We start from the raw sequence: 25,424 nt of genomic DNA, 5'->3' as shown, positions 1-25,424 counted from the left end.
GCCCCGCAGCGGGGTTCAGACGGCCTGGACCGTCGTCACGGGCAGCGTCGAGTCGGCCCCGAAGTCGAGAGGCGAGGGCGCCCGACCCCGCGACACGAGCTCGGCACCGAGTGCCGCGATCATGGCGCCGTTGTCGGTGCAGAGCGAGAGGGGCGGCACGCGCAGCTCGACCCCGGCCGCCGCACAGCGTTCGGCCGCGAGCTCGCGCACGCGGGCGTTGGCGACGACTCCCCCGCCGAGCAGCAGGCGGGGGACGCCCCGGTCGGCGCAGGCCGCGAGGGCCTTGGTGAGCAGGACGTCGGCGACGGCCTCGCGGAAGCTGGCGGCGACGTCGGCGACGGGCACCGCGCCTCCTTCGCTGCGACGCTGTTCGACCCACCGGGCGACGGCCGTCTTCAGCCCCGAGAACGAGAAGTCGTACCGGTGCTTCGCGAGGTCCTTCGGGAGGGTCAACCCGCGCGGGAAGCGGACGGCCCTCGGGTCGCCGCCTTCGGCGACGCGGTCGATCTGCGGCCCGCCGGGGTAGGGCAGGCCGAGCAGGCGGGCCACCTTGTCGAACGCTTCACCCGCGGCGTCGTCGATCGTCTCGCCGAGCAGTTCGACGTCGTCGACGAGGTCGCGCACGTGCAACAACGAGGTGTGACCGCCCGAGACGAGCAGCGCGATGGTCGGCAACTCGAGTTCGCTGCCGTCGGCGCGGAGCACGTCCGCCCCGACGTGGCCGACGAGGTGGTTCACGGCGTAGAGGGGTTTGCCCGTCGCCAGGGCGAGGGCCTTGGCGGCACCGACGCCGACCATGAGCGCCCCGGCGAGCCCGGGTCCGCTCGTCACGGCGATCGCGTCGAGCTCGGCCGTCGTCACGCCGGCCTCGGCGAGCGCCGCGGCGAGGGCGGGCTCGAGTGCCTCGAGGTGCGCGCGCGCGGCGACCTCGGGCACGACGCCGCCGTAGCGGGCGTGCTCGTCCATCGACGACGAGATGACGTTGGCGAGGAGGGTGCGTCCGCGGACGATGCCGATGCCGGTCTCGTCGCAGCTGGTCTCGATGCCGAGCACGAGGGGCTCGCGGACGGCGGGCTCGGCGGCCGCCTGCTCGGCGGCGGACGAGGAGGCGCGGGTGGCGGTCACGGGCGGACGTCCTGTTCGTCGAGGGGCACGTCGTCGATCGGCTCGACGGGGCCCGCGGTGGTCTCGGTGACGGCCGGCGGGACGCGCAGTCGCATGACGACCGCGTCGACCCCGTCGGGCATGTAGTACCGGGCACGGACGGCGATCCGCTCGAAGCCGAGCGTCTCGTAGAGGTGCTGCGCCCCGGGGTTGTCGGCCCGCACCTCGAGGAACACCTCGCGCACCCCGCCGTGACGGGCCTCGGTGAGCAGCTGGGTCAGCATCGCCCGTCCGAGCCCGCGCCCCTGGTGCTCGGCGAGGACGGCGATGGTCTGGATGTCGGCCTCAGGAGCCCCCTTCAGCGCCAGCATGCCCGCGTAACCGATGACGGTGGTGTCGTCGCCCTCGGCCGTGGCGACCAGGTAGCGACCGCCGGGGGCGGTGAGCTCGTGCGTCATGCTCGCCCGCGACCAGGCGTCGGTGAGGAAGGTCGACGTCTCGATGGCCATGATGCCGTCGAGGTCGTCGAGGGTGGCCGTGCGCAGCAGCACGCTCACTGCGTGACCGGCTTCGGGCCGGCCGACGGGGTGACGTCGGGTTCGCGCAGGTACAGCGGCTCGGCGGCGGCGAAGGCGCGGCCGTGCTCGAAGAGCCGCTCGGCGAGCATTCCCAGCGCGGCCGCCGAGACCGTCGTCGCGTCGGGGTCGGTGCGCGGCCAGGACGAGGAGGCGCCGGTCGCCTCGTCGAGGTCGGCCGGCCTCACGAGGGCGGGGCGGGCCACCAGCACGGGCAGGCCGTCGTCGTCGAGCCCCGACCACGAGCTGTGTGCCACCTCGCGGCGACGGGCGTCCGTGACGACGACGAGCGGCGAGTCGACGGACCCGCCGGCGGTGCCGACGGAACGGCCCGCCGCCGCCGAGAGCCGTTCGAACGCGACGGCGTCGTGGCTGCCGACGGAGAGGCACGGCACCCCGGCACCGAAGGCGAAGGCCCGGGCGGCGGCGATGCCGACGCGCAGGCCGGTGAAGGGGCCCGGGCCCCGACCGGCCACCACGGCCGAGAGCTCGGACGGGGTCACGCCGGCCTCGCGCAGGGCGTCGTCGATCAGACGGCCGATCACCTCGGCGTGTCGCCGGGTGTCGGCGACCGTGTGCTCGGCGAGGACGCCGCCGTCGCGGTCGACGACGGCGACGGACGAGCCGGCGGAGGTGTCGATGGCCAGGATCACGGGGTCAATCGTAGGCGGTGTCGACGAGGCGACCCGCGCCTCCTCGACCGGTCGCCCGATCGACCCAGGACCGGACGCGACGACGCCCGGCACCACGAGGTGCCGGGCGTCGTCGGTCGATCAGAAGGCGCCGATGCGGCGGGCGGTCCCGGGTTGCCCGAGGAGCGCCGCGACGTCCGCCGGCAGGGTGGACACGATGCCGAGCGACGAGGCGAGCAGGCTGCCCATGCCGCCGAGGTCGAGCACCCCGGACGTCTCGACGTTGCGCCACGATCCGTTCTTTGCCGACAGGGCGGCGACCGAGTCGAGACGGGTCACGGTCTTGTTGTCCCCGGCTCCCCAGCCGACGAGCGTCGCCTGCGCCGTGGTTCGTCGCTGGTTGAAGGCGTTGCCCGTCACCGTGATGCCCATGGAGTCGGCCGACCGGTTCGTCTTGCCGTCGAGGACGAAGATCTGGTACGAACCACCACTGCCGAAGGCGTTGTTGGCGATGGTGATCTTGCCCGTCACCCAGGTCACCGTCGGGTCGGGCAACGGACGGCGACGGTCCTGGCCGGTGGAGGCCGTGGCCTGCCGACGTTCGTCCTGCGTGACCTTGATGCCGAACTGGCTGAAGCCGCCGATCGAGTTGTTGTAGACGCGGACGTCGTCGGTGTTGAAGATCTGCAGTCCGGCCTTGCCGCCCGTGATGGTGTTGCCGGCGACGACGGCCTTGCTCGAGAGCTCGAGCTGGATGCCCGTCCACTCGTTGCCCTCGGCCGTGTTGCCGATGACCTTGCTGTCGTAGACGGACTCGTCGAGCCAGAGACCCGAGCTGTAGTTGCGGCTGATGTCGTTGTTCGACACGGTGACGCCGCGTGATCGCGTGATCTTGATGCCGCCCGAGACCGGCGCCTCCTTGAAGCGCTGCCAGTTGTTCTGACGGATCACCGAGTCGGTGATGCTCAGGTCGTACGAGGCGTTGGTGCCGATGCCGAGCAGGCCGCTGCGCTCGACCGTCAGCTTCGACAGGGTGCCACCGTTGTTCTCGAGGTTGATGCCGATCATGGCGTTGTCCTGGATCACGAGGTTCTCGGCAGTCGCCCCGGTGTTGCCCAGGCGGATGGCGCCTCGCTCGGCGTAGGGAGTCGCGTATCCCCGGACGCCGAAGCCACGAACCGTCGTGTCGGGCGACTGCACCCAGATGGCCTGGGGCTTGTTGCTGATGCGGATCGAGTGACCGGCCGGGTCGCTGCCGATCAGCATGCGGCCGGAGCCCGGGTCGGCCGCGAAGGTGCCCGGGACGAGACGGTCGGGCGTCACCTGGGTGAGCTGCACCCCGTCGAGGAAGACCTGGTCGGGACGCGCGGCGAGCGGGAAGGACGGCGACACGAAGCGGGGGTTGTCCGCCACGTTGTCCATGACCGACGACGGGAACGCCGACCACGGGGTGCTCCACCCCGAACCCGACCGCGACCACGACGTGACCGGGACGGAGCCGTCGAGCCAGACGGCCTCGCGGGGGTAGGACTGGATCGTGACCTTCTTCTGGAAGGGCACGACGACGCTCTCGTTGTAGGTGCCGGCACGGAGGACGATCGTCGCCCCGGACTTCGCCTTGGCGACGGCTGCCGCGAGGGTGCGCAGCGGCGCCGCCTGCGTTCCGGCCGCGCCGTCGTCGCCCGACGGCGACACGACGATCGCGCCCGAGGGAACGGGGTAGGAGGCCGAGCCGACCGGGAGCGAACCCCGCGAGCCGACGGGAGCGACCTCGGGCGCGGGTGCCGGAGCAGGTGCAGGAGCAGGTGCAGGCGTCGGCGTGGGCGTCGGCGTCGGCGTCGGCGTCGGCGTCGGCGTGGGCGTGGGCGCCGGCGTGGCGTCCGACGGGCTGCCGATGACGACGAGGTCGTCGAACGACGTGCTCGAGCGGGCCGTGTTGCCGGCGCTGGCGTACTGCCAGAGGCCCACGGACCCGCCCTGCGAGACACGGTCCGCCGCGGAGTCCGAGACGGCGAGCTGCCAACCCGGCTCGGCGGAACCGTCGACCCAGGCCTTGCCCTTGAGGGCGACGGCGGTCGTGCCCTCGGCCCGGAACGAGACGGCCAGGGTCGAACCCGGAGTCACGCTGGCGGGAAGGGCGACGCGGCCGAGCAGGGTCTCGCCGGACTTCTTCACCTTGGTCACCGCGAGGGCCACCTTGCCCGAGCTGCCCGACTCCAGTCGACCTCGGTAGGCGGAGCCGTCACCCTGGCGACGGAGCTCCCAGCCCTGGTAGAAGCCGGCCTTGGTCTTCGGCAGGGAGACCGTGCCCTCGACCTCGACGTCCTTGACCGACACGCTCGCGAGGGTCGCCGTCGCGGTTGAGCCGGGAGCGAGGTCCGAGATGGTGGAGGTGCCGGACCCGACCGTGAAGGACGCCTTCGACGGACCGGACCAGGTCGACCAGGCCCCTCCCTTGTCGGCGGACCCCCAGCCGGTGGTCGACGTGCGCGCCGACGAGTCGGTGGCGACCGTGGTCGGGGCCGCGGAGGCGCTGGTGACCGGGACGAGGACCCCGGCCACGACGGCGAGGGCCGTCGCCAGGGCACCCACGGCGGTGCGGACGCGGACGGGCGGAGAGAGGCGGTGCTCGGGGGCGCTGGGCATCGTCACTGCTTTCATCAAGGGAAGGTGTGGGCGATCCCGCGACATGCCTCGGGGACGGAGGCTCGTGCGAGAGGAAGAACACCACGCCGTGCCCCCAGGACGGGGGCTTGCGCGGGATGGATCTGAGGGGACGGAATCTCACCCGGTCAGGACAAGAGGTGATCTTGTTACATTCACGCGTACTCCGCAAGGGGGCGTCAGCCCCCAACAAGGTGGCTCCCCCTCGGGTGTCGGCACTGTGGGGGACACCAGGACGGGGGTCGTCGAGGTCGCGGGCGTCGCCTAGAGTTCGTCCCATGACGCTGCTCCGAGCCGCCCCGTCGGCGCCGGCGGCCGGCCGTCCCGAGCGGTCCCGCGCCTCCCCCGGCGACGCGCGCGCCTGGGTCCGGGCGATCGCCGCCGCCGCGCTCGTCGTGCTCGGCATGCGCTTCACCCTGCCGCAGGGCATGCAGGCGGGTTTCGTCGTGGCCGCCCTGCTGCTGCCCGTGTGGTGGGGCTCGCTGCGGCGCCACCACTGGGGGGTCGCGTTCATGGTGGCGGGCCTCCTGGCCGTCGCGCTCGGGCTCTGGCTGGGCGTCGCCAACTCGGGGGACCACGTCTCGTCGTCGCCCTCCACGGTGCCGATGACGGTCATCCTCCTCGGCACCCTCCTCGGCGTCGGCCTCTTCTTGTGGGGAACGGAGGTCCTGACGCCCGAGCGGGCCGTCCTGTGGTTCGGCATCGGCTTGGCGTTGGGCTTCAGCACGGGCACACCGCTCTTCGCGAGCAACCCCTGGAAGTTCGGGTTCGCCCTGCCGGTGACGGTCATCGCCCTCGCCCTCGCCGCCCGGTACGGACGCCGGTGGGAACTGGCCGTCCTGCTCGCCCTGACGATCGTCGCCGCGCTCAGCGACTTCCGCTCGGCGTTCGGCCTGTTGCTCCTCGCGGCGTTGCTGGTCTTCGCCCAGTTGGCGATCGTCCGCCCGCACAGGCGTCCGTCGGCCGCCGCCGTCCTGATCGGGCTCGGCGTCCTCGGGGTCGTCGTCTTCCAGCTGGGTCAGGCCCTCATCCTCGACGGCTACCTCGGCCTCGCGACCCAGTCGCGCAGCGTGGAGCAGCTCAGGGTCTCGGGCTCCCTCATCCTGGGCGGGCGCCCCGAGCTCGCGGCCACCGCCGCCCTGATGGAGCACCACCCCTGGGGCTTCGGGGCCGGCGTCGTCCCGACGGCGGGCGACATCCAGATCGCCAAAGAAGGCATGAGCAGCATCGGGTACCAACCCGACAACGGCTACGTCGAGCGGTTCATGTTCGGCGGGCACTTCGAGCTGCACTCGGTCGTCGGCGACCTCTGGGCGCAGTCGGGCGTGGTGGGGCTCGTGCTGTCCGCCGTCGTCCTCGGCATCCTCGGGGTCGGCGTCGTCCGTCGCATCGCCGAGGGCACCGCCAGCGGCATCTTGCTCTACACCGCGGCGCAGAGCAGCTGGAACCTCTTCTTCGCGCCGTTCTACAGCGCGTTCCCGACCCTGGTCGTCGCCTTGGCCCTGGCATTCGTGCCGGTGGCGCGCGACGGGATCGACCGGTTCAGGGTCGGCGCCACTCCTCGACTGCCGTCATCCCGCCAGCCCACCGGCTGACGACCTCGAAGCCGGCGGTCTCGAGGACGACGTCGTCGGCGCGGGCAGTGGGCTCGTCGGCGGGCTCGACGACCCAGAGGCGGTCGACCGCGTCGAGCCTCGCCTCCGGCGAGCCGAGGGGCCAGGCCGTCCCCCGCAGGCTGTCCTGGTCGACGGGCCGGCTGCGGACCGTGACGTCGACGAGACCGTCGAAGGCATCCGGGTAGACGACGGCGACGTTGGACGTCGACCGCTCGACGACCCGAGGCGGATCGGCGTCGAGAGGCGCGAAGTAGACCCCGTCGCCGGGCCGCGCACCCCGCTCGACCACCGCTGCCGCCTCGGACCAGTCGGTGCCGCTCTTCCCCGTGACCTGACGTTGCGACAGCCAGACCGGGACGCACAGGGCGACGATCACGGCGAGGGCGACCACCCGGGCGCCGCGGTGGCGGAGTGCGGTCACGCCGACTCCGACCAGCGCCGCGCACGCCGGCGCCGCGAAGGTGAAGTAGCGGGGGTTGTAGAGCGGGCTCACCAGCAGGCTGTATCCGACCACGACGGCGGTGGGCACGACGAGCACGGGGACGAGGACCCACAGCGGCCCGGCACGACGGCCGCGCACCCCGGCGACGATCGCAGCCGTCATCGCGATCCACCCCACGAGGGCCAGGGCCAGGGAGGCGAGCGCCCAGGGCTCGGTAGGCGACGCCGTCGAGTCCACGCGCGTGGGGGTCCCCCCGAGGAACCACTGGTTGACCACGATCCCCCGGGCGATCTGCACGAGACCCAGGTCGTTGTCGCCCAGTTGCCCCTGCTGACCGGCGGCCAGCAGCACCACCGGCGACGCCACGAGACCGCCCGCCGCGGCGGAGGCGAGCCAGGCCAGGCGGCGCCTCACCGGGACCCGACGCCAGGCGGCCACGGTCACGGCGTGGGCGACGGCCAACAGGGCGACGTAGATGTTGAGGGCGGTGCCCACCCCGACGAGGGCGGCGTACCCGATCCACCGCGCCGCACCTCCTCGGTTCAGCGCGACGACGAGCAGGACGGTCGCCCACACGGCCACGGCCGCGCTGGGCCCGAAGGAGCGCGCCTCGATCCCCATCCAGGTGATGCGCGGCAGCACGACGGCGACCACCGCACCCGCGATGGCGGCGTCCCGGCGTCCGAGCACGACCAGCAGCCGGTGCACGCCGACGACGGCGATTCCGGCCGCGACCGCGCTCGGGAGGCGGAGGGCCACCGGGGAGGTCCCGGCGACGGTCGTCCAGACGTGCATCAGCAGGTAGTAGGCGGCGTGCACGGCGTCGATGCGTTGGACGAGGGCCCAGAGCTCGGGGAGGCTGCGGGTGGCCGCCGAGACCGTCGCGGCCTCGTCGGTCCACAGCGACACCGTCGACGAACCGACCAGCGCCACGGCGGTGCCGGCGAGACCCAGCGCCAGCGGGACGCCGATCGAGGAGGCGCGAGGTCGTCTCGAGGACGCCGTGGACCCGGCCGGGTGGGTCGTCGTCGGGGTGGTGGTCGTCATGGCCGTCCTCGTGCGTGCCGACCGCGAGCCCTCGCCTCGGGGACGAGGGAGAGGGCGACCGGACCGACGGGTCGGGTGCGGGTGGCCCGGAGTGCTGGCATGCTAGCAGCGGCCCTGGACCCCACCGGCGTCCGGCGGGACGGGCCACCCGACCGAGGAGCCACCATGTCGTCAGACGACCAGACGCCCGACCCCACACCGACGAGGTCCCGTCGGCGCCTGGTGATCGTGCTGGCCGCCGTCGCCGTGGCGCTCGCCCTCGTCGTCGCCTTCGTGGTCGTGCCCGCCGTGTCGGGCGGCGACGCCGACGAGCCCGGCGCCGCCGGACCGGGGTCGGGCTCGAGCTCGCCGACGACCGGCGAGTCGTCGGACGACGGGACGACGGCCCCGACCGACACCGTGCCTCCCGCCGCGGGGCCGGACACACCCGAGGCACCACCCGTGGGCCTCGACGAGTCGCCCGCCGTCGTGGACGGGGTGACGGTCCGGGTGAAAAGCCTCGACGCGGTCGACGGCGAGGCCGCGCTGCCCGGTGAGGTGACCGGCCCGGCCGTCCGTGCCGAACTCGAGGTGTACAACTCGTCGGCAGCTCCCGTGGACCTCTCGACCGTCGTGGTCAACCTGGCCTACGGCGCCGACCGCACACCCGCGAACACGTTCTCGACCGGGACTTCTTCGTTCCCGGCGAGCGTGGCCGCGGGAGCCACGGCCGACGGCGTCTACGTCTTCGCCGTGCCCGTCGACGGGCATTCCGACCTCCGCCTGACCTTCGACTACGCCGTCGACGTGCCGGTCGTCGTCTTCGAGGGATCGACCTCGTAATACCCCTGTACCCACAACGGGGGCCATTGTCCCCCCTTGGGGGGACCTTATAGTCGTCAAGCCATCGGTACCCGAATGCCGATGACGCCTACCCGACCCGAATGAGGCTCCCCCATGGGAAGAACCGTCTCGTCGCGCCTTCGTCTCCCCGCGATCGTCGCTGCGTCCGCCGTGCTGTTGTCCGTCCTGGTCGGAGTCCAGCCCGCTGCGGCCGACTCCGCCCCCCTCGACCCGACGTCGCCGTCGACGCCGGCGACCGTCACGGCCGACGCGCTCCCCGCACCCCAGATCGACGGGTCCGTCTTCACGCAGGTGATCGTGGGCAACACCGTCTACGCCGCGGGCAAGTTCACGAAGGCCCGCCCGGCGGGCTCGGCAGCGGGCGTCGACGAGGTCCCCCGCAGCTACCTCCTCGCGTACGACATCACCACGGGAGCGCTCTCGACGACGTTCGCGCCGGTGATCGACGGGCAGGTCAAGGCCCTCGCCGCGTCCCCCGACGGCAAACGTCTCTACATCGGCGGCGCCTTCACCAAGGTCAACGGCGTCAACAAGTACCGCCTCGCGGCCCTCGACCCGACCACCGGCGCCCTCGTCACCAGCTGGAACCCCGGCACGAACGCCACCGTGAACGCGATCGCCGCCGTGGGCCCCAACGTCTACATCGCCGGCGTCTTCTCGAGCATCGGCAAGGACACGCGCGCCAAGGCGGCCGCGGTCACCGCCTCGAACGGCACGAACCTCCCGTGGGCTCCGCAGATCGCCGGCGGTGACGTGCTCGGCCTCGTCGCCAGCCCCGACGGCTCGAAGATCGTCCTCGGCGGTTCGTTCAGCTCGGTGAACGGCTCGTCGCAGCCCGGGTACGGTCTCGCCATGGTCGACGCGACCTCGGCGGCCAACCTGCCCGTCCAGGCCAACGACGTCGTCCGCAACGGTGGTGGCCAGGCGGCCATCTACAGCTTGAGCGCCACGGCCAACGGCTTCTACGGGTCGGGCTACACGTTCGGCGGCGGCGGTCGACTCGAAGGCGCCTTCAAGGCGACCTGGAACGGCGACCTCCAGTGGGTCGAGGACTGCCACGGTGACACCTACTCGGTCGCGGCCAACAGCACCGCCGTCTACGTCGCCGGCCACCCGCACTACTGCGGAAACATCGGCGGACAGCCGCAGACCAACCCCTGGACCTTCCAGCGCGCCATGGCGTTCAGCGACTCGGCCACGCAGACCATCACCAACGACCCGATGGGTTACTACAACTTCGCCGGCACTCCCGCCCCCAGCATCCTGAACTGGTTCCCCGACTTCGCCACCGGCACCTACACCGGCCTGAGCCAGGGCCCGTGGAGCGTCGCCGCCAACGACAAGTACGTGGTCTACGGCGGGGAGTTCCCGTCCGTCAACGGCAAGGCGCAGAACGGCCTCGTGCGCTTCGCGGTGTCGAGCATCGCCCCGAACAAGACGGGCCCCGAGGCCTCCGGCGCCCTCTTCACCCCGAGCCTGGTCTCGCTGTCGTCCGGCACGGTCCGGGTCAGCTGGCAGTCCAACTGGGACAAGGACAACGCGAACCTGAGCTACGCCGTCTACCGCGACGGTGACCTCACCAACCCCGTGTACACGACGACCTCCGCCTCGACCTTCTGGAAGCGTCCCGCCCTCGGCTTCGTCGACAAGGACCTCGCGCCCGGCAGCACGCACAGCTACCGCATCCGGGCCACCGACCCGCTCGGCAACACCGTGCTGGGCGACGGCGTGGACGTCACCGTGACCGCCGACAAGGCCTCGCCCTACGTCAAGCAGGTCGCCGCCGACGGAGCCACCTCGCTCTGGCGCCTCGGCGAGAAGAGCGGCTCGACCGTCTACGACTGGGTCGGCTACGACGACCAGCAGGCCCAGGCCGGCGTGACCCGCGGCACCACCGGTCAGACCACGTCCGACTCCGACGGCGCCAGCACCTTCTCCGGAACCGACACGGGCCTCTCGTCCACGACCTCGGCCATCGCCGGCCCGCAGACCTTCTCGGTCGAGGCCTGGTTCCGCACGACGTCGACCACCGGTGGCAAGATCGTCGGCTTCGGCAGCAACCGCACCGGCGCCTCGAACTCGTACGACCGGCACCTCTACATGGACCCCCGGGGCCGTGTGTCCTTCGGCGTCTACCCGGGTTCGTCCCGCATCATCACCAGCCCGACCGCCCTCAACGACGGTGAGTGGCACCAGGTCGTGGGCACGCTGAGCTCGGCCGGCCAGTCGTTCTTCGTGGACGGCAAGAAGGTCGCGACCGACGCCGGCACGACGGGTGGCCAGGACTACACGGGCTACTGGCGCATCGGCGGTGACAACAACTGGGACGGCGCCCCGTACTTCCAGGGCGACATCGACGACGTCTCCGTGTACCCGGCCGCCCTGAGCGCCAAGCAGGTCGACGGCCAGTGGGTCGCCTCGGGCCGCACGAGCAAGCTGCCCAAGGCCCCGGCCGACGCCTACGGCGCCCGGGTGTTCCAGGACGACCCAGAGGCGTACTTCCGCCTCGACGGGGACGCCTCCACCGTCTCGACCGACTCGTCGCCCGTCGGCACCAACGGCGTCGTCAGCGGTGGCGTGACCACCGGCGGCACGTCCGCCGTGGGCGGTTCCGGCCAGTCGGCGACGTTCAACGGCCAGGACGCCGGCGTCGCGACCACCACCTCGTACGACACCCCGAACAACTACACGCTCGAGACCTGGTTCAACACGACGACGACCTCGGGCGGCAAGCTGATCGGCTTCGGCAACCAGCAGACCGGCTACAGCGGCAACTACGACCGCCACGTGTACATGGAGCAGGACGGTCGCCTGCAGTTCGGCAACTGGACCGGTCGGATGAACCTCGCGAGCAGCACGGCGAGCTACAACGACGGCCGTTGGCACCACGTGGTCGCCACGCAGGGCTCGGACGGCATGAAGCTCTACGTCGACGGCGCCCAGGTCGGGTCGAACCCGACCACGGCCTCGGACGGCTACCGCGGGTTCTGGCGCCTCGGCGGCGACAGCTCGTGGAACTCGGGTTCGGGCTACTGGGCCGGGAGCCTCGACGAGGCCGCGGTCTACGCCCGACCCCTCGACGCCACCACGGTCGCGCAGCACTACGCGCTCGGTGCGAACAAGCCGAACGCCGCGCCCACGGCGGCCTTCACCTCGACGCCCACCGGTCTCGGCGTCGCCTTCGACGGCCGCACCTCGGTCGACCGCGACGGGACGATCGCCTCGTACGGCTGGGACTTCGGCGACGGGAGCGCCCCGGCCAGCGGCGCCACCCCCTCGCACACCTACGCCGCGGGGGGCACCTACACCGTCACCCTCACCGTGACGGACGACCAGGGAGCCGTCGGCACGTCGACCGCCAGCGTCACCGTGACGGCGCCCCGGGTGAACGCGGCACCGACCGCCTCGTTCACCTCGGTGGTCGACCACCTGGCCGTCGCCGTGGACGCGAGCACCTCGACCGACTCCGACGGGACCGTCGCGTCGTACCGCTGGGACTTCGGTGACGGCACCGTGGCCGCGACGGGCCCGACCGCGAACCACACGTACGCCGCTGCCGGCACCTACACGGTGACCCTCACCGTGACCGACTCCGAAGGCGCCACCGGCACCTCGACGGGGACGGTCACGGTCGCCCCGGCTCCCCCGGTGAACGTGGCCCCGACGGCCTCGTTCACGAGCGCCGCCACGGGACTGGCCGTCTCGACCGATGCCACCGCGTCGACCGACCCCGACGGCACCGTCGCGGCCTACGCCTGGACGTTCGGTGACGGAGGCACGGCCACGGGCAAGACGGCCGCGCACACCTACGCGGCGGCCGGCACCTACACGGTGACCCTCACCGTGACCGACGACAAGGGCGCCACGGGCATCTCGACCGGCAGCGTGACCGTCGCGCCGATCCCGAACGCTGCTCCGACGGCCTCGTTCACGACGTCGGCCAAGGCCCTCTCGGTCTCGACCGACGGACGCGCCTCGACCGACTCGGACGGCACCGTCACGGCGTACGCCTGGGACTTCGGCGACGGAGGCACGGCGACCGGCAACACGGCGGCCCACGACTACGCCGTCGGCGGCACCTACACCGTGACCCTCACGGTGACCGACGACAAGGGAGCCACCGCGACCCGCACCACCACGGTGACGGTCACCGCGCCTCCCGTGGTCACGGCCGCGGTCAAGGACGGCTTCGGACGCTCGGTGACGGGCGGCTGGGGCACGGCTGAGGTCGGCGGCACCTGGGCCCGCACCGGCAGCGCGTCGCAGTACGCGGTGACCGGTGGGGTCGGCACGCAGTTCCTCGGGGCAGCGGGCTACAACACCTCGATGGCACTCACCGGCGTCAGCACGACCGACGCCGACCTGCGCACCAGCGTGAGCCTCGACAAGGCGGCCACCGGTGGCGGCACCTTCGTCTACGTGACCGGCCGCAAGGTCGCGACGAACTCGGAGTACCGCGCGACCCTGCGCTACCGCTCCGACGGACGCGCCGTCGTCGCCCTGACCGCCTTCAAGGGATCGGCCTCCGGCGTGAACCTGGTGGGCGAGACGCTCGTGCCCGGCACGATCGCCCCCGGTGCGAAGCTCAACGTCCGACTCGAGGTGAGCGGCTCGGGCACGACGACGATCCGCGCCAAGGTCTGGGCGGACGGCACCGCGGAGCCCACGGCCTGGACGGTGTCGGCGACCGACACCTTCGCCGGCCTGCAGGCACCCGGCTGGGTCGCCCTCGGCGCCTACACCTCGGGAAGCACCACCAACGCCCCGCAGACGGTCTCGTTCGACGACCTGAGCGTCTTCAAGCCGTGACCGACGCCGCCCCGGAGCACGCGAGCAGGCTCGTCGTCCAGCAGTCGTTCCCGCGACCGCGACCGACGACGAACCCCTACCTCGTGATGCTCCGGGACGCCGTCGGCGCGGTGCCCGGGGTGGAGGTGCGCACCTTCGACTGGAAGGGCGCCCTCCTGGGCCGCTACGACGTCTTCCACGTGCACTGGCCCGAGATCCTCGTCTCGGGGCAGAGCCCGCTCAAGGCGCTCGTGCGTCAGGCGTTGACCGTCGCCCTGGTGACGAAGCTGCGGCTGACGCGCACCCCGATCGTCCGCACCGAGCACAACCTCGAGCTGCCGAGCGGCATCTCCCGGCGCGAGCGCGTCCTGTTGCGCTGGATCGAGCGACGCACCGCGCTCTGGGTGCGGCTGAACGACGAGACGCCCGAGCACGCCGACGCCCTCGGCGCGCTCATCCCCCACGGCCACTACGTCGACTGGTTCGCCCGCTGGCCGTGGCCGTCGCGCGAGGCAGGCCGGGTGTCGTACTTCGGCTTCATCCGCCGCTACAAGGGGGTCGACGGCCTCGTCCGGGCCTTCCGAGGCGTCCGGGGCGACGACCGGAGGCTGCACGCCGCCGGCAAGCCCTCGACGCCCGAGCTCGCCCACGGGCTCGAGCAGCTCGCGGCCGACGATCCCCGGGTCAGCCTCGACCTGCGTTTCCTCGACGACGAGGACCTCATCGACGTGGTGCGCCGGGCCGAGCTGGTCGTGCTGCCCTACCGCGAGATGCACAACTCGGGCGGGGTGCTGACGGCGTTGTCGCTCGGCCGGCCCGTGCTCGTGCCCGCCAACGAGGTCAACGCCCGCCTGGCCGACGAGGTCGGAGCCGACTGGGTCCGGCAGTACGCCGACGAACTCGGTCCCGACGACGTCGAGCACGCGCTCGACGCGGCCTCGCGGCTCGACGACGACGCGCGCCCCGACCTGTCGGCCCGCGACTGGGACCGCGCCGGCGAGGCACACGTCGCGGCCTACCGTCGGGCGATCGCCGCGACCCGTGGTCGACGTGCCGTCGGCGGACGCCGGGCGCGCCCGTGAGCTCAGCCGTCGACGCGGCCGTACTCCCGGTACCCCGCGCCCCACGCGCCCGCCACCATGCCGGCGCCCCGGGCCATCGTCCGGATGCCGCGAGCCCGCTGCCCCAGCGACCGTCGACCGAGGGGGCGGGTCACCGTGCCGACCGCGTACCGGCCCAGCCCGCCGACGACGCGCACGCCGCCCTTGGCCGACAGCCGGAGGCGCGTGGACAGTCGCGAGGCCCCTCGCGCGGACAGCATCACCGAGGTGAGGCTCCAACCGTTGCCGCTGCTGTAGGCACGCTGCACGACCCATCGCCGCGTGACGCGGTGGGCGGGGACGACGTCCGTGACGACCGCCTCGGCGCACCACAGGATCGTGCCGCCACCGGCGACCAGGCTGCGGGTGAAGAGGGTGTCCTCGCCACCGAGCTGGCCGAGGGCCACGTCGAAGGCCAGGCCCTGGCGACGCACCTCGACGAGGTCGAGCAGCAGGTTGTTGGTGGCGGCGACGTCGACGGGCGTGCCGGTCGCGAGTCGGCGTCGCACGAAGAAGCGTCCCTCGACGATGAAGGGCTCGGGCTCGACCTCGTACTCGCTGCGCACGGGACCGACGACGGCCGCGGCACCCGTCTCGGCCTGCAGGGAGACCAGGGCGCCCAGCCACCCGTCGGACGGCCGCTCGTCGTCGTCGATGAAGACCAGCACGTCGCCGTCGCCGCTCTCGGCGAGCGCACGGTTGCGGGCCGAGGCGATGCCCGGCGTGGCCTCGACGACGTAGTCGACCGTCACGGGTCCGGCACCGTCGCCCGGGTCGGCCGCCGCGAGCGCCACCTCCTCGACGCGTCCACGGCCCGACCCGCTCGCGTCGTTGTCGACGACGAGCACGCGCGCCTCGACGCCGAGTCCGCGGACGCTGCGGGCCTGCTCGACGAGCAGCGGCAGCACCGCGTCGAGATCGCGCGGCCGGCGGAAGGTCAGCACGGCGATGGTCAGGAGGCGCGGCGTGGTCGGGTCGGTCGTCACGGCCCCCAGCATGTCAGGTCGGTGAGGGGCGACGGGCCCTGCACCGCGCCTCCTGCGGGTGGACGGGGGACGAACCGTGGGTGAGTCGCTCGCCGGCCTCTCGGTGGTCGTCGTCAACTACGGTTCGACCGACCTGCTGCGCCAGAACCTCGCGCCCGTCTCACGGGCGACGGAGGGCCTCGTCGTGGTCGTCGTCGACAACTGGTCGGGAGCGGCCGAGCGCGCCCGCGTGAGCGAGCTCGCTGCGGCCGAGGGCTGGCACCTCGTCGCGCCCGACGGCAACGAGGGCTTCGGCACCGGCGTCAACCTCGGCGTCGCCCGGGCCCGTGAGGCCGGGGCGCGTCACCACGTGCTGCTCAACCCGGACGCCGTCGCGGACGCGGGAGCCCTCGCCGCCCTGCACCGCGCCTCCTCGTCCGACCCGCTGACGATGAGCGCGCCGACCGTGCTGCGCCCCGACGGCAGCGTCTGGTCGGCGGGCAGCGACCTGTACCTCGACGACGGCCGCATCCGCTCGCGGCGACGACGGCTGCCCGGCGCCCGCGTCGAGGAGTGGCTGAGCGGCGCCTGCCTCGTGCTGAGCGACGACCTCTGGCAGCGCTGCGGCGGCTTCGACGACGACTACTTCCTGTACTGGGAGGACGTCGACCTGTCGCGTCGCGTCGTCGGTTCGGGAGGCGCGCTGCGGCTGCTCGACGACGTCACCGTCGTCCACGCCGAGGGCGGCACGCAGACCGACGGCGGGGCCGACCGGTCGGGGCAGGCGAAATCGGCGGGGTACTACCGGTACAACATCCGCAACCGGCTGCTGTTCGCCGCGAAGCACCTCGGCGACGACGACCTCCGCCGGTGGCGCCGACTGACCCCCCGCATCGCGTGGGAGGTGCTGCTGCAGGGCGGGCGGCGCCAGTTCGTCCGGTCACCGGGCACGCTGCTCGTCGGACTGCGGGCCGTCCTCGAGGGGCGACGGATCGTGGCGACCGAGCTGCGTCGACGACGAGCCCGAGAGAGGGTCTGATAAATTTATCAACGGTCGACCCGGGCTCTGATAAATTTATCACCGTGCGATCTCCCCTCACCAACCCGTTCCAGGCGGGCTCCGACGTCGTCCCCGACGTCTGGGCCGGCCGAACCGAGCAGCTGAGCGACTGGCACCAGGTCCTGCGACCCCGCCGACGTGCGGGTCTGTACGAGACCGGCCGGACGATCCTCGGCGAACCGGGCACCGGCAAGTCGAGCCTCGTCCGACGCATCGCCCGCGACGCCGCCGAGGCCGGCGACTGGGTCACGCCTCAGCTGCGCATGCCCACCGGGGCCGATCCGCTCAAGATCATCGCCTCCGCCGTCCTGCGTCTGGCCGACGGCGCCGGGCTCCGTGCCTCGACCCGTCGGGGCGTGCTCGACCTGCTCGCCAGGGTCGAGCAGGTGGCCGCGACCGGCTTCTCGGTGACGACGCGCGGCGCCGACGGCCCCGAGCCGTTCACGGCGCTCTTCGAACTCCTCGTCGAACTCGGGCAGGCGGCGATCGAGCAGGACGCCGTCGTCGTGATCCACGTCGACGAGGTGCAGAACATCGGCGACGAGGCCGCCCTCTCGCAGCTCCTCATCGCGCTCGGCGACACCCTCTCGCACGAGGTCGAGGTCGCCGTCCCCGGTGGAGGCACCGTGTCCCGGCACCTGCCCGTCGCCGTCTACCTGACCGGCCTCCCCGACTTCGAGGACATGGCGGGTGCCCGCAAGGGGGCGACCTTCGCCCGGCGGTTCCGGACCACCACGCTGGGCCCCCTCGACGAGGGCGACATCCTCGAGGCACTCCAGCCGTTCGTGATCGCCGGCTGGGAGACCCCGGGCGAACACGGCGTCGTCGAGACCGTCCGCATGGACCCCGCGGCGGCCAGGGCCATCGCGGCCCTCAGCTGCGGAGAGCCCTTCCTGTTCCAGCTCGCCGGGCAGCGGGCGTGGAACGTCGGGACGGCACCCGTCGTGTCCGAGGACGACGTCGTGGCGGGCTGGCGCGGAGCCGAGGGCGAAGCGTCGGCCCACGTCGAGCGCATCCTGAACCGCCTCCCCCCACGAGAGCACGAGTTCCTCCGGGCGATGGCGTCGCTGCCCCCGGCAGGGCGCACCCTGAACGCCATCGCCGAGGCGATGGGCCTGGCCTCGGGCGCCCAGCTCGGGCCCACCTCCCAACGGCTCGACACGGTGCGCGGGGTGGTGAGCCGGGGCAAGCCGTACGCGTTCCGCAACCGTGCCGTCGAGGCCTACCTGACGACGGACTGGCCCCGGACCGCCTGAGCCCGACCAGGAGTCGCGCCTCGGTGGGGACCGGTGCCACCACGATCTCCGACCATCGGTCGATCCCCGGTGGCTGGGCGCTTCCTAAGCTCGACCCATGAGCACAGCCACCGCACGACCCGAGACCGCGACACCGGCGAGCGCCGACGGCGAGGGGTCGGCGGGTGGTGCCGGGCCGTCGCGGGCCCGCCGGCTCTGGGCGAGCTCGTGGCGCCTCGCCGTCGCCGTCCTCGTCGGGCTGGTCTCCTTCGCCGTGGTCTGGCCGTCGACGGACGTGAGCGGCTGGAGCGACGCCCGGTTCGGGGCCTCCCTGGTCGGAGACGTGCTCGCCGGGCTGACCGCCCTCGCCCTCGTCCCCTTCCGCCACCGGGCACCGCTCGTCGTCGGCCTCGTGGTCCTCGCCCTGGGATCGTTCTCGACGCTCGCGGTCGGGGCCGCCGTCCTGGTCGTCGTGTCGCTGGCCACGCGCCGACGGCCCGGCGAGATCGTGGCCGCCGGTGTCGTGTTCGTCGCGGCCACGGTGGTCGCGGAACTCCTCGTGTTCCGCTCGTGGGAGGACGGGTGGTCCGCCGGGTGGGCGGCGGTCGCCCTGGCCGTCGTCGCCCTCGCCTACGCTCTCCTCGCTCTCGTCGGGGTGGTCGTCGGCTCCCGAGGCGCCTTGATCGCCTCGCTGCGCGAACGGGCCCTCCTCGTCGAACGCGACCAGGTGCTCCGCGAGGAGCGGGCCCGCGACGGAGAGCGGGCACACCTGGCCCGCGAGATGCACGACGTCCTCGGCCACCGGCTATCCCTCGTCGCCCTCCACGCCGGGGCGCTCGAATACCGGGGCCGCGACCTCGACCCCGACGAGACCGTCGCCGCCGCGGCCGTCGTCCGGGCCGAGGCCCACTCGGCCCTCTCCGACCTGCGGGACGTGCTGGGGGTGCTGCGCGACCCGGAGGCGGGCGGAGCTTCCGAGGTCACGGTCACCGCGCCTCCTCAACCCACGCTGCGCGAGCTCGACGCCCTGGTCGAGGAGGCGCGGGAGGCCGGTTCACCGGTCACGTCGGTGATCGACGACGCGGCCCGCTCGGCCGAGGTGCCGACCGCCGTCGGACGGCACGCCTACCGCATCGTCCAGGAAGCCCTCACGAACGCCCGACGTCACGCTCCCGGGCAGCCGGTCCGGGTGACGGTGTCGGTCGAGGCGGCTCCGACGGACGTCGTCCGCATCCGCGTGACGAACCCGGCGCCCCACGGGCCGTCCGACGCCGCGAGGGACGGCCACGGCCTCGCCGGGCTGGCCGAACGCGCCCGCCTGGTGGGCGGTCGGTTCCGGGCCGGCCCCGACGGGGACGACTTCGTCGTCGAGGCCGACCTGCCGTGGACGCGATGACCGTCGTGCGTCCGGTGCGGGTCGTCGTGGTCGACGACGACGCCCTGGTGCGGTCGGGGCTGCGCCTCATCCTGGGCGGGCACACGGACGTCGACGTCGTGGGCGAGGCCGTGGACGGGCTCGACGCCGAGGACGTCATCGACCGCACGGAACCGGACGTCGTGTTGATGGACATCCGCATGCCGCGCTGCGACGGGCTCGAGGCGACCGAGCGTGAACTGGTCCGACGGCCCGACCTGCGGGTGATCGTGCTGACGACCTTCGAGGCAGACGACCTCGTGCTGGGGGCCCTTCAGCGCGGCGCCCGCGGGTTCCTCGTGAAGGACACCCCTCCGCACGAACTCGTCGAGGCCGTCCTCGCCGTCGCGCGGGGGCGATCGATCCTCTCGCCGAGCGTGCTCGACCGCGTCATCGCCGCCGCCACCCGGACCACCGCGGCGGACGAGGCGGGCTCGGCCGCCGACGCCCGCGCCCGGCTGGCCCTGCTGACCGACCGCGAGAGGGAGGTGGCCGTCGCGGTGGCCGAGGGGGCGTCGAACGCCGAGATCGCCGCCGACCTCTTCGTCAGCGTCGCGACCGTGAAGACCCACGTCGGCCACGCGTACGACAAGCTCGACGTCGGCAACCGCGTGCAGCTGGCGCTCGTCGTCCGGGCGGCCCGACCCGACGCCACGCAGCCCGTGTCCACCACGACCGCGTGACGAAGGCCGGGCCGGCCGCCCGGAGCGACGGGATCACCGTGCCGTCGGTGACTGCGCCTCGCGGGCGCGCTTCCTCGCGTTCAGGGCCCGCTCGTCGCGTCCGACGATCGCGAGCAGGACGATCGCGAGCACGACGCAGACGAGGATGAGCACGAAGGTGACGTCCCAGCCGAACGCGTGCACGGCCAGGCCGATGCCGGTGGAGGCGAGCGTGGCGCCGAGCACGTAACCGAAGAGGCCGGTGAACCCTGCCGCGGTGCCGGCGACCGATCGCGGGCTGAGGTCGAGGGCCTGCAGGCCGATCAGCATGACCGGGCCGTAGATCAGGCCACCGATGGCGACGAGCATGGCGAGCGAGATCCACAGGGGGCCCTCGACCGGCGAGAGCCAGTAGACCGCGACGGCGACTCCGACGGCGCTCATGAAGAGGATGCCCGTGGGCGACCGGCGGCCCCGGAACACCTTGTCGCTGATGTAGCCGCAGAGCAGGGTGCCGGGGATGCCCGCCAGCTCGAACAGCGAGAACCCGGCGATGCCCTCGCCGAGGCTCGCGCCGCGGACCTCGGACAGGTACACGGGCGCCCAGACGAGCACGCCGTAGCGGAGCGTGTAGACGAAGACGTTGGCCAGCGCCAGGTTCACCATGGTGCGGTTCGTCAGCACGTAGCGACGGATGGTGGTCCAGGTGGAGGCACCCTCGTCCGCGGCGTCGGCCTCGACGGGGGCCGGGTCGTTCCGGTACTCCTCGATGGGCGGGAGCCCTTCGGACTCCGGGGTGTCGCGCAGGAGCACGAGCGCCACGACGGCGATCACGAGGCAGACGATCGCGGGGAACCAGAACACGCTCTGCCAGGTGCCGAACGAGGCGAGGGCGACACCCGCGAGGCCACCGGCACCCGCGCCTCCCACGTTGTGGGCGACGTTCCAGATCGCGGTCTTCCCACCACGTTCGGACGTCGAGAACCAGTGCACGAGGGTGCGGCCGCTGGGCGGCCAGCCCATGCCCTGGAAGAACCCGTTGACGATCATCACGACGGCGAAGAGGGCCACCGAGGCGCCAACCGCCGGCACGAAGGCGATGACGAGGTTGGCGAGGGCCGACAACGCCAGGCCGATGGGCAGGAAGAACCGTGCGCTGCTCCTGTCGCTCACGATGGCGCTCAGGAACTTGCTGAACCCGTACGCCAGCAGGACGCCGTTCGTGATGACGCCGAGGCCGAGCGTGCTGAAGCCGTTCTCGTCCTTGAGGATGGTCGACACCAAGGGCACGTTGTTGCGGATCAGGTAGTAGGCGGCGTACCCGATGAAGATCCCGATGAAGACCTGCAGACGGAGGCGCGGGTAGCGACGGGCGACGCTCGCGTCGTCGAGCCGGGGTGCGGGCGGTGGAGCCGCGAGGAAGGCGGTCAGGCCTCGTCGGGACGGTGTCTCGGTGGGGGTGCGGTGTTCGGTCGTCATCTCGGCCTTCCTGAGCCACGGCGGTGTGGGCGAACTCATAGCCGATCACAAGGTTGCAGTTCATGCAAATGACAGCCGCCGTTCACCGTCGGGGGGTTGACAGACCCCGCTCCGGTCGGATGCGTGCGAGGTCACCTCAGGCGCGGTCGCCTCAGGCGCCGACGAACTCCGCCAGCGACGCCGCGAGGTGCCGCGTCGTCAGCCGTTCCTCGACGAGGGCGCGTCCCGCCGCGCCGAACGCGCGTGCCTCGGCCTCGTCGCCGAGCAGCCGCAGCACGTGCCCGGCGAGGGCCGCCGAGTCCCCCACCGGCGCGAGCAGCCCGGTGCGTTCGTGCACCACGTAGTCCTCGATGCCCGGCGTGTCCGTCATCACGACGGGACGACCCGTGGCCATCGCCTCGAGGCTGACCGTCATGCCGGACGCGTGCAGGTTGTCGCGCGTCGCCACGGCGACGAGCGAGGCACGGGCGTACAGCTCGGCCAGCTCGCGGTGCGAGACGTGCGGCACCACGGTGACGCCCTCGGGCGGAGCCGCGTCGCTCGTCGTCTGCACGACCAGCTCGACGTCCGGTCGCTCGGCGTGGACCTGCTCGAGCGTCGCGAACAGGGTCGCCGGGTCGCGGTCGCGGTCGCCTCCGATGCTCAGCACCATCGGTCGCGTGGGCCACGGACGCGCCGCGAAGAAGTCCTCGTCGACCCCGAAGGTGAAGAACCCGACCGGCGGGCCGTCCTCGCCGACGAATCGTCGCAACGGCTCGACCTGCCCGCGGCTGATCACCCAGAGCCCGCTCATGCGTCGCAGCACGTCACGCATGCGCCCGACGTCCTGCCCGCGCTCGACCCGGTCCGTCACCCAGATCACGCCCGTGTACATGCGCTCGTGCGGCCGTGCCAGCAGCATCCGACGCGCGACGTTCTCGTCCCAGGTCACCCCGACGTCGTCGGACGGCACCCCGGACGAGGAGGCGCGGCGCGGCACCACCCGGTCGCGCAGCACCTGCAGGCGGCCGGGTTCCGGGACGGACGCGATGCGCGCCTCCGGGTCCGCGTCGCGCAGCGCCTCGAGGCCGTACGGCCAGAGGCCGGGGCGGAGGCCCGCCGCGTGGTCGGCCGCCCAACCGGGGACGTCGCGTTCGCTCGCGAACAGGACCTCGATCACCGCGCCTCCTCGGGTCCGTCGCCACGCCCGTCGCCGGACCGTGCGTCGGAGGCCTGTTCGGCCGCCGCCCGCTCGACGATGGCCTGGTCGGTCGCCGTCTCGTCGCCACGCTGCTCGTCGACGTCGAGGCCGACGGTGCCGTCGTCGTCGGCATCGTCGCCGGCCGCTCCGCCCGCTGCCGCCTCGGCCCGACGGCGACCGAGGTCGCGCGACACGTACCAGAGGTTCGGCACGAGCTGGCAGAGCGCCACCGAGATCGCCGACCCCAGCACGGGTCCGGCGGCCCCGACCTGCCCGATGAACCACCACGACAGCCCCAGGTTGAGCGGCACCATCAGCACGATCGGCAGCACCTGGAAGACCAGCCCGGTCTTGTCGGTCATGTACATGCCGACCGGGTACTTCGCCGCCTGCAGGCCGACGAACACGACGAAGCCGACGAGCATCCAGCCGTCGAGCGTGATCGCCCCGCCCGAGACGAAGCGCGCCAGGAACGGGCTCAGCACGGCGAGCGCCGTGCCCAGCACGAGTCCCCCCAGCAGGAACCACAGGGTCGGCACGGTCGGCGACTCCACCCGCCCGGCCGAGCGGGCCGCGGCGTACACCGGCCAGAGGGCGATGCCCGCGGCCGCGACGGTCTGCAGCACGATGCCGAAGAGCTGCGAGGCGAGGTTGTACTGCGCGAGTTCGTCCGGCCCGGCCAGGTGGCTGAGGAGCAGGCGGCCGGTCTGCATCGCGACCGGCAGGGCGATCATCTGCACGAGCATCGGCCAGGCCAGGCCCAGCGCGGGCACGCCGCGGTAGCTGCGGATGCGGGGCACGAGCTTGACGGCCGACCCGATCTGCGGCGACAGGGCGCGTGCCGCCACGATCAGGCAGATCACCGAGACGAGGCTGTTGGCCACGTACGAGATGACCGCGAGGTAGCTGCCGACCGGCACGCTGAACATGACGGCCGAACCGATGGCGAGCAGCATGAACGGTGCCACGACGGCCTGGCTGGCGACCTGCGTGCTGGTCTTCTTCAGCCCCACGAGGATGCGCTGCCCGACCGTGAGCGGGATCACGAGGCCGAACACCGCGAGGCAGAGTCCCGCCGCGAGCGAGCCGCCGTCGGGCAGCAACCCCTCGCCGAGCAGCACGGGCCACCAGCCCGCGAGGGTGATGAGCAGGGCGACCGCGACCATGATGCCGCCCGACACCAGCAGCACGCGGAAGGCGGTGACGATCGAGCGCTTGACGAAGTCGTCGGTGCGGACCGACGACGACCCGGCCACCGCGTTGATGACGATGGCCGCGATGCCGAGGTCGGCGAACGGCAACAGGGTCGGGAAGGTCGAGAGCAGCCCGTACTGCGCATAGGCGTCGGTGCCGAAGTTCTGGATGATCATGCGGCTCGTGATGATGCCGAGCACGCCCGACAGGCCCATCACGATGACCTTCGTCGCCGCGGTCGAGCCCACGGCGGCCATCGCGCCGCCCCGGCGGGGACGACCGGCCGAGCCCGTCGTCGACCGGCTCACGAGGCGCTCCTGAACAGTCGGTCGTCCGCGGAGAGGCGTCCGTCCCGGTCGGGCAGGTCGGCCAGCACGTCGTCGGCGGCGCGTCCGGCGTCGAGCGCCTCGACGATCGCGTCGGCCAGCACCTGTGGTGCGCGGGGGTCGGACGCGACCACGTGACCGTGGGCGTCGAGCCAGTCGGCGAGCCCCGTCTCGGTGGTCGTGACGACCGTGCAGCCGTGCGACAGACCCTCGACGATCGGCAACCCCACCTGTTCGCGCCAGGTCGGGCTGGGCTGCGACCAGAGCACGAGCACGCGCGCCTCCTCGAGCACGGAGTGGATGCGGGGACGGGGCGGGTCGACCTCGACGGCGACCGAGGGCTGCGCGACCGACAGGGCCCGCGCCTCCTGCTCGAGGGCGCCCTTGCCGAGCAGGGTCAGCGTCGCCTCGGGGCGGGCGGCGACGACGAGCGGCCAGGCCGCCGCCAGGACGCGCAGCCCCTTGCGCTCGACGAACGAGCCGACGAAGGCCACCGCGAGCGGGCGGACGCCGCCACCGCGGGCGTCCGCGTGCCGGGTCGGCAGGGCCGGCACGGTGGTCGTGGTGACGCGGGGCGAGGCGGCCCCCAGGAGGCGCGCGTACGTCTCGCGCGCGGCGTCCGTCCCGAAGACCACCCGGTCGAGACGGCGCCAGACCGCGCGTGCCAGCACGCGTTCGCCTCGTCGGCGCAGTCGCGTCCGCAGGCGCGGAGCAGTGGCCACGTCGAAGGGGTCGGCGTTGCCGATCAGGTAGCTGACGACGACCGTGCGGCGGCCGGTCAGCCGGCGTCGCACCGCGAGGGCGGCCAGCACCAGCGCCGTGGTCGGCAGGCTCGACGTCATGAGCGGCTCGTTCACCTCGAGCGTCTCGACCCGTGACCGCGCGATCAGCCAGGCCGAGGCGAGCGGACCGGCCTGCACGAGGTCGAGCCCCGCGGCGAGCGAGTCGTCGAAGTCGTAGCGGGTGACGCGGTAGACGATGCTGGCGGGCGCCAGCTCGTGCGCCCGCTCGAGGTGGGCCGTGCGCACGGACTCGTAGAGGCGGACCGCCGGGAGGCGCGGCGTGCGCCCCCGGGACGGGCGGGCCGGGGGCGCACGC

Annotated in this window: 18 protein-coding genes; 8 read left to right on the top strand and 10 right to left on the bottom strand. The window is 72.8% G+C overall.

Features of this window, described 5'->3' with window-relative positions:
• Positions 1-15: 15 nt before the first annotated feature.
• The 4 genes from tsaD to ARTHRO9V_RS01010 form a co-directional block, all read right to left on the bottom strand.
• Positions 16-1,053 carry a tRNA (adenosine(37)-N6)-threonylcarbamoyltransferase complex transferase subunit TsaD gene (gene tsaD, locus ARTHRO9V_RS01025; protein ID WP_173154850.1) on the bottom strand — a complete coding sequence of 346 codons (1,038 nt, stop codon included), beginning with the start codon at positions 1,051-1,053 and terminating at the stop codon, positions 16-18.
• 68 nt (positions 1,054-1,121) lie between these two features.
• Positions 1,122-1,655: a ribosomal protein S18-alanine N-acetyltransferase gene (gene rimI / locus ARTHRO9V_RS01020; protein WP_201298895.1), complete on the bottom strand. Its 534-nt coding sequence runs from the start codon at positions 1,653-1,655 to the stop codon at positions 1,122-1,124.
• A gap of 2 nt (positions 1,656-1,657) precedes the next feature.
• On the bottom strand, positions 1,658-2,332 hold the full coding sequence (gene tsaB, locus ARTHRO9V_RS01015; RefSeq protein ID WP_159824993.1) for a tRNA (adenosine(37)-N6)-threonylcarbamoyltransferase complex dimerization subunit type 1 TsaB: 675 nt from the start codon (positions 2,330-2,332) through the stop codon (positions 1,658-1,660).
• Positions 2,333-2,452: 120 nt separating this feature from the next.
• A complete protein-coding gene (locus ARTHRO9V_RS01010) occupies positions 2,453-4,957 on the bottom strand; it encodes a nitrous oxide reductase family maturation protein NosD (RefSeq protein ID WP_159824991.1) in 2,505 nt (834 codons plus the stop codon).
• Positions 4,958-5,253: 296 nt separating this feature from the next.
• Here ARTHRO9V_RS01010 and ARTHRO9V_RS01005 point away from each other — a divergent pair, with 296 nt between their 5' ends.
• Positions 5,254-6,570 (top strand): hypothetical protein, encoded by a 1,317-nt coding sequence (locus tag ARTHRO9V_RS01005; protein ID WP_159824989.1) that lies wholly within the window; start codon positions 5,254-5,256, stop codon positions 6,568-6,570.
• On the opposite strand, the gene ARTHRO9V_RS01000 is transcribed toward ARTHRO9V_RS01005, so the two are convergent.
• On the bottom strand, positions 6,518-8,080 hold the full coding sequence (locus ARTHRO9V_RS01000) for a glycosyltransferase family 39 protein (protein ID WP_159824987.1): 1,563 nt from the start codon (positions 8,078-8,080) through the stop codon (positions 6,518-6,520). The two genes, ARTHRO9V_RS01005 and ARTHRO9V_RS01000, sit on opposite strands and share 53 nt — an antisense overlap.
• 165 nt (positions 8,081-8,245) lie before the next feature.
• Here ARTHRO9V_RS01000 and ARTHRO9V_RS00995 point away from each other — a divergent pair, with 165 nt between their 5' ends.
• The 3 genes from ARTHRO9V_RS00995 (at position 8,246) to ARTHRO9V_RS00985 (ending at position 14,793) form a co-directional block, all read left to right on the top strand.
• Entirely contained in the window at positions 8,246-8,902 is a 657-nt protein-coding gene (locus ARTHRO9V_RS00995; RefSeq protein ID WP_159824985.1) for a hypothetical protein, read from the top strand.
• Between the two features lie 114 nt (positions 8,903-9,016).
• Positions 9,017-13,732: a PKD domain-containing protein gene (locus tag ARTHRO9V_RS00990; RefSeq protein WP_159824983.1), complete on the top strand. Its 4,716-nt coding sequence runs from the start codon at positions 9,017-9,019 to the stop codon at positions 13,730-13,732.
• A complete protein-coding gene (locus ARTHRO9V_RS00985) occupies positions 13,729-14,793 on the top strand; it encodes a glycosyltransferase (RefSeq protein WP_056043492.1) in 1,065 nt (354 codons plus the stop codon). The genes ARTHRO9V_RS00990 and ARTHRO9V_RS00985 overlap by 4 nt, the downstream gene beginning before the upstream one ends.
• 2 nt (positions 14,794-14,795) lie before the next feature.
• Here ARTHRO9V_RS00985 and ARTHRO9V_RS00980 read toward each other — a convergent pair whose 3' ends face one another.
• Positions 14,796-15,797 carry a glycosyltransferase family 2 protein gene (locus ARTHRO9V_RS00980; protein WP_236556826.1) on the bottom strand — a complete coding sequence of 334 codons (1,002 nt, stop codon included), beginning with the start codon at positions 15,795-15,797 and terminating at the stop codon, positions 14,796-14,798.
• A 76-nt stretch (positions 15,798-15,873) separates the two neighbouring features.
• On the opposite strand from ARTHRO9V_RS00980, the gene ARTHRO9V_RS00975 reads away from it, so the two are divergent.
• The 4 genes from ARTHRO9V_RS00975 to ARTHRO9V_RS00960 all read left to right on the top strand — a co-directional run bounded on the left by ARTHRO9V_RS00975 (position 15,874) and on the right by ARTHRO9V_RS00960 (position 20,168).
• Positions 15,874-16,815 (top strand): glycosyltransferase family 2 protein, encoded by a 942-nt coding sequence (locus ARTHRO9V_RS00975; RefSeq protein WP_159824979.1) that lies wholly within the window; start codon positions 15,874-15,876, stop codon positions 16,813-16,815.
• A 44-nt stretch (positions 16,816-16,859) separates the two neighbouring features.
• The gene (locus ARTHRO9V_RS00970) at positions 16,860-18,092 is read left to right on the top strand and encodes an ATP-binding protein (RefSeq protein WP_123571277.1); all 1,233 of its coding nucleotides are present in this window, start codon (positions 16,860-16,862) and stop codon (positions 18,090-18,092) included.
• 97 nt (positions 18,093-18,189) lie between these two features.
• Entirely contained in the window at positions 18,190-19,467 is a 1,278-nt protein-coding gene (locus tag ARTHRO9V_RS00965) for a sensor histidine kinase (RefSeq protein WP_159824977.1), read from the top strand.
• Positions 19,464-20,168 (top strand): response regulator transcription factor, encoded by a 705-nt coding sequence (locus tag ARTHRO9V_RS00960; protein ID WP_123571478.1) that lies wholly within the window; start codon positions 19,464-19,466, stop codon positions 20,166-20,168. Before ARTHRO9V_RS00965 ends, ARTHRO9V_RS00960 begins: the two co-directional genes overlap by 4 nt.
• A 33-nt stretch (positions 20,169-20,201) precedes the next feature.
• Here the strand turns inward: ARTHRO9V_RS00960 and ARTHRO9V_RS00955 are convergent, their stop codons facing one another.
• From ARTHRO9V_RS00955 to ARTHRO9V_RS00940, 4 genes are all read right to left on the bottom strand, one after another.
• Positions 20,202-21,626: an MFS transporter gene (locus tag ARTHRO9V_RS00955; protein WP_159824975.1), complete on the bottom strand. Its 1,425-nt coding sequence runs from the start codon at positions 21,624-21,626 to the stop codon at positions 20,202-20,204.
• Between the two features lie 151 nt (positions 21,627-21,777).
• Positions 21,778-22,785: a glycosyltransferase family 4 protein gene (locus ARTHRO9V_RS00950; protein ID WP_159824973.1), complete on the bottom strand. Its 1,008-nt coding sequence runs from the start codon at positions 22,783-22,785 to the stop codon at positions 21,778-21,780.
• Positions 22,782-24,308, bottom strand: a complete 1,527-nt coding sequence (locus ARTHRO9V_RS00945) for a lipopolysaccharide biosynthesis protein (protein WP_199736336.1) — start codon at positions 24,306-24,308, stop codon at positions 22,782-22,784. Before ARTHRO9V_RS00945 ends, ARTHRO9V_RS00950 begins: the two co-directional genes overlap by 4 nt.
• The coding region (locus ARTHRO9V_RS00940) for a glycosyltransferase family 4 protein (protein WP_370516154.1) at positions 24,305-25,424 on the bottom strand (1,120 nt) is incomplete at its 5' end. The genes ARTHRO9V_RS00945 and ARTHRO9V_RS00940, both read right to left, overlap by 4 nt.

This window comes from Frigoribacterium sp. 9N, assembly GCF_902506305.1.
GTDB lineage: Bacteria > Actinomycetota > Actinomycetes > Actinomycetales > Microbacteriaceae > Frigoribacterium.
The sequence above is the reverse complement of the archived record's forward strand: the minus strand, read 5'-3'. Positions and strand labels throughout refer to the sequence as shown.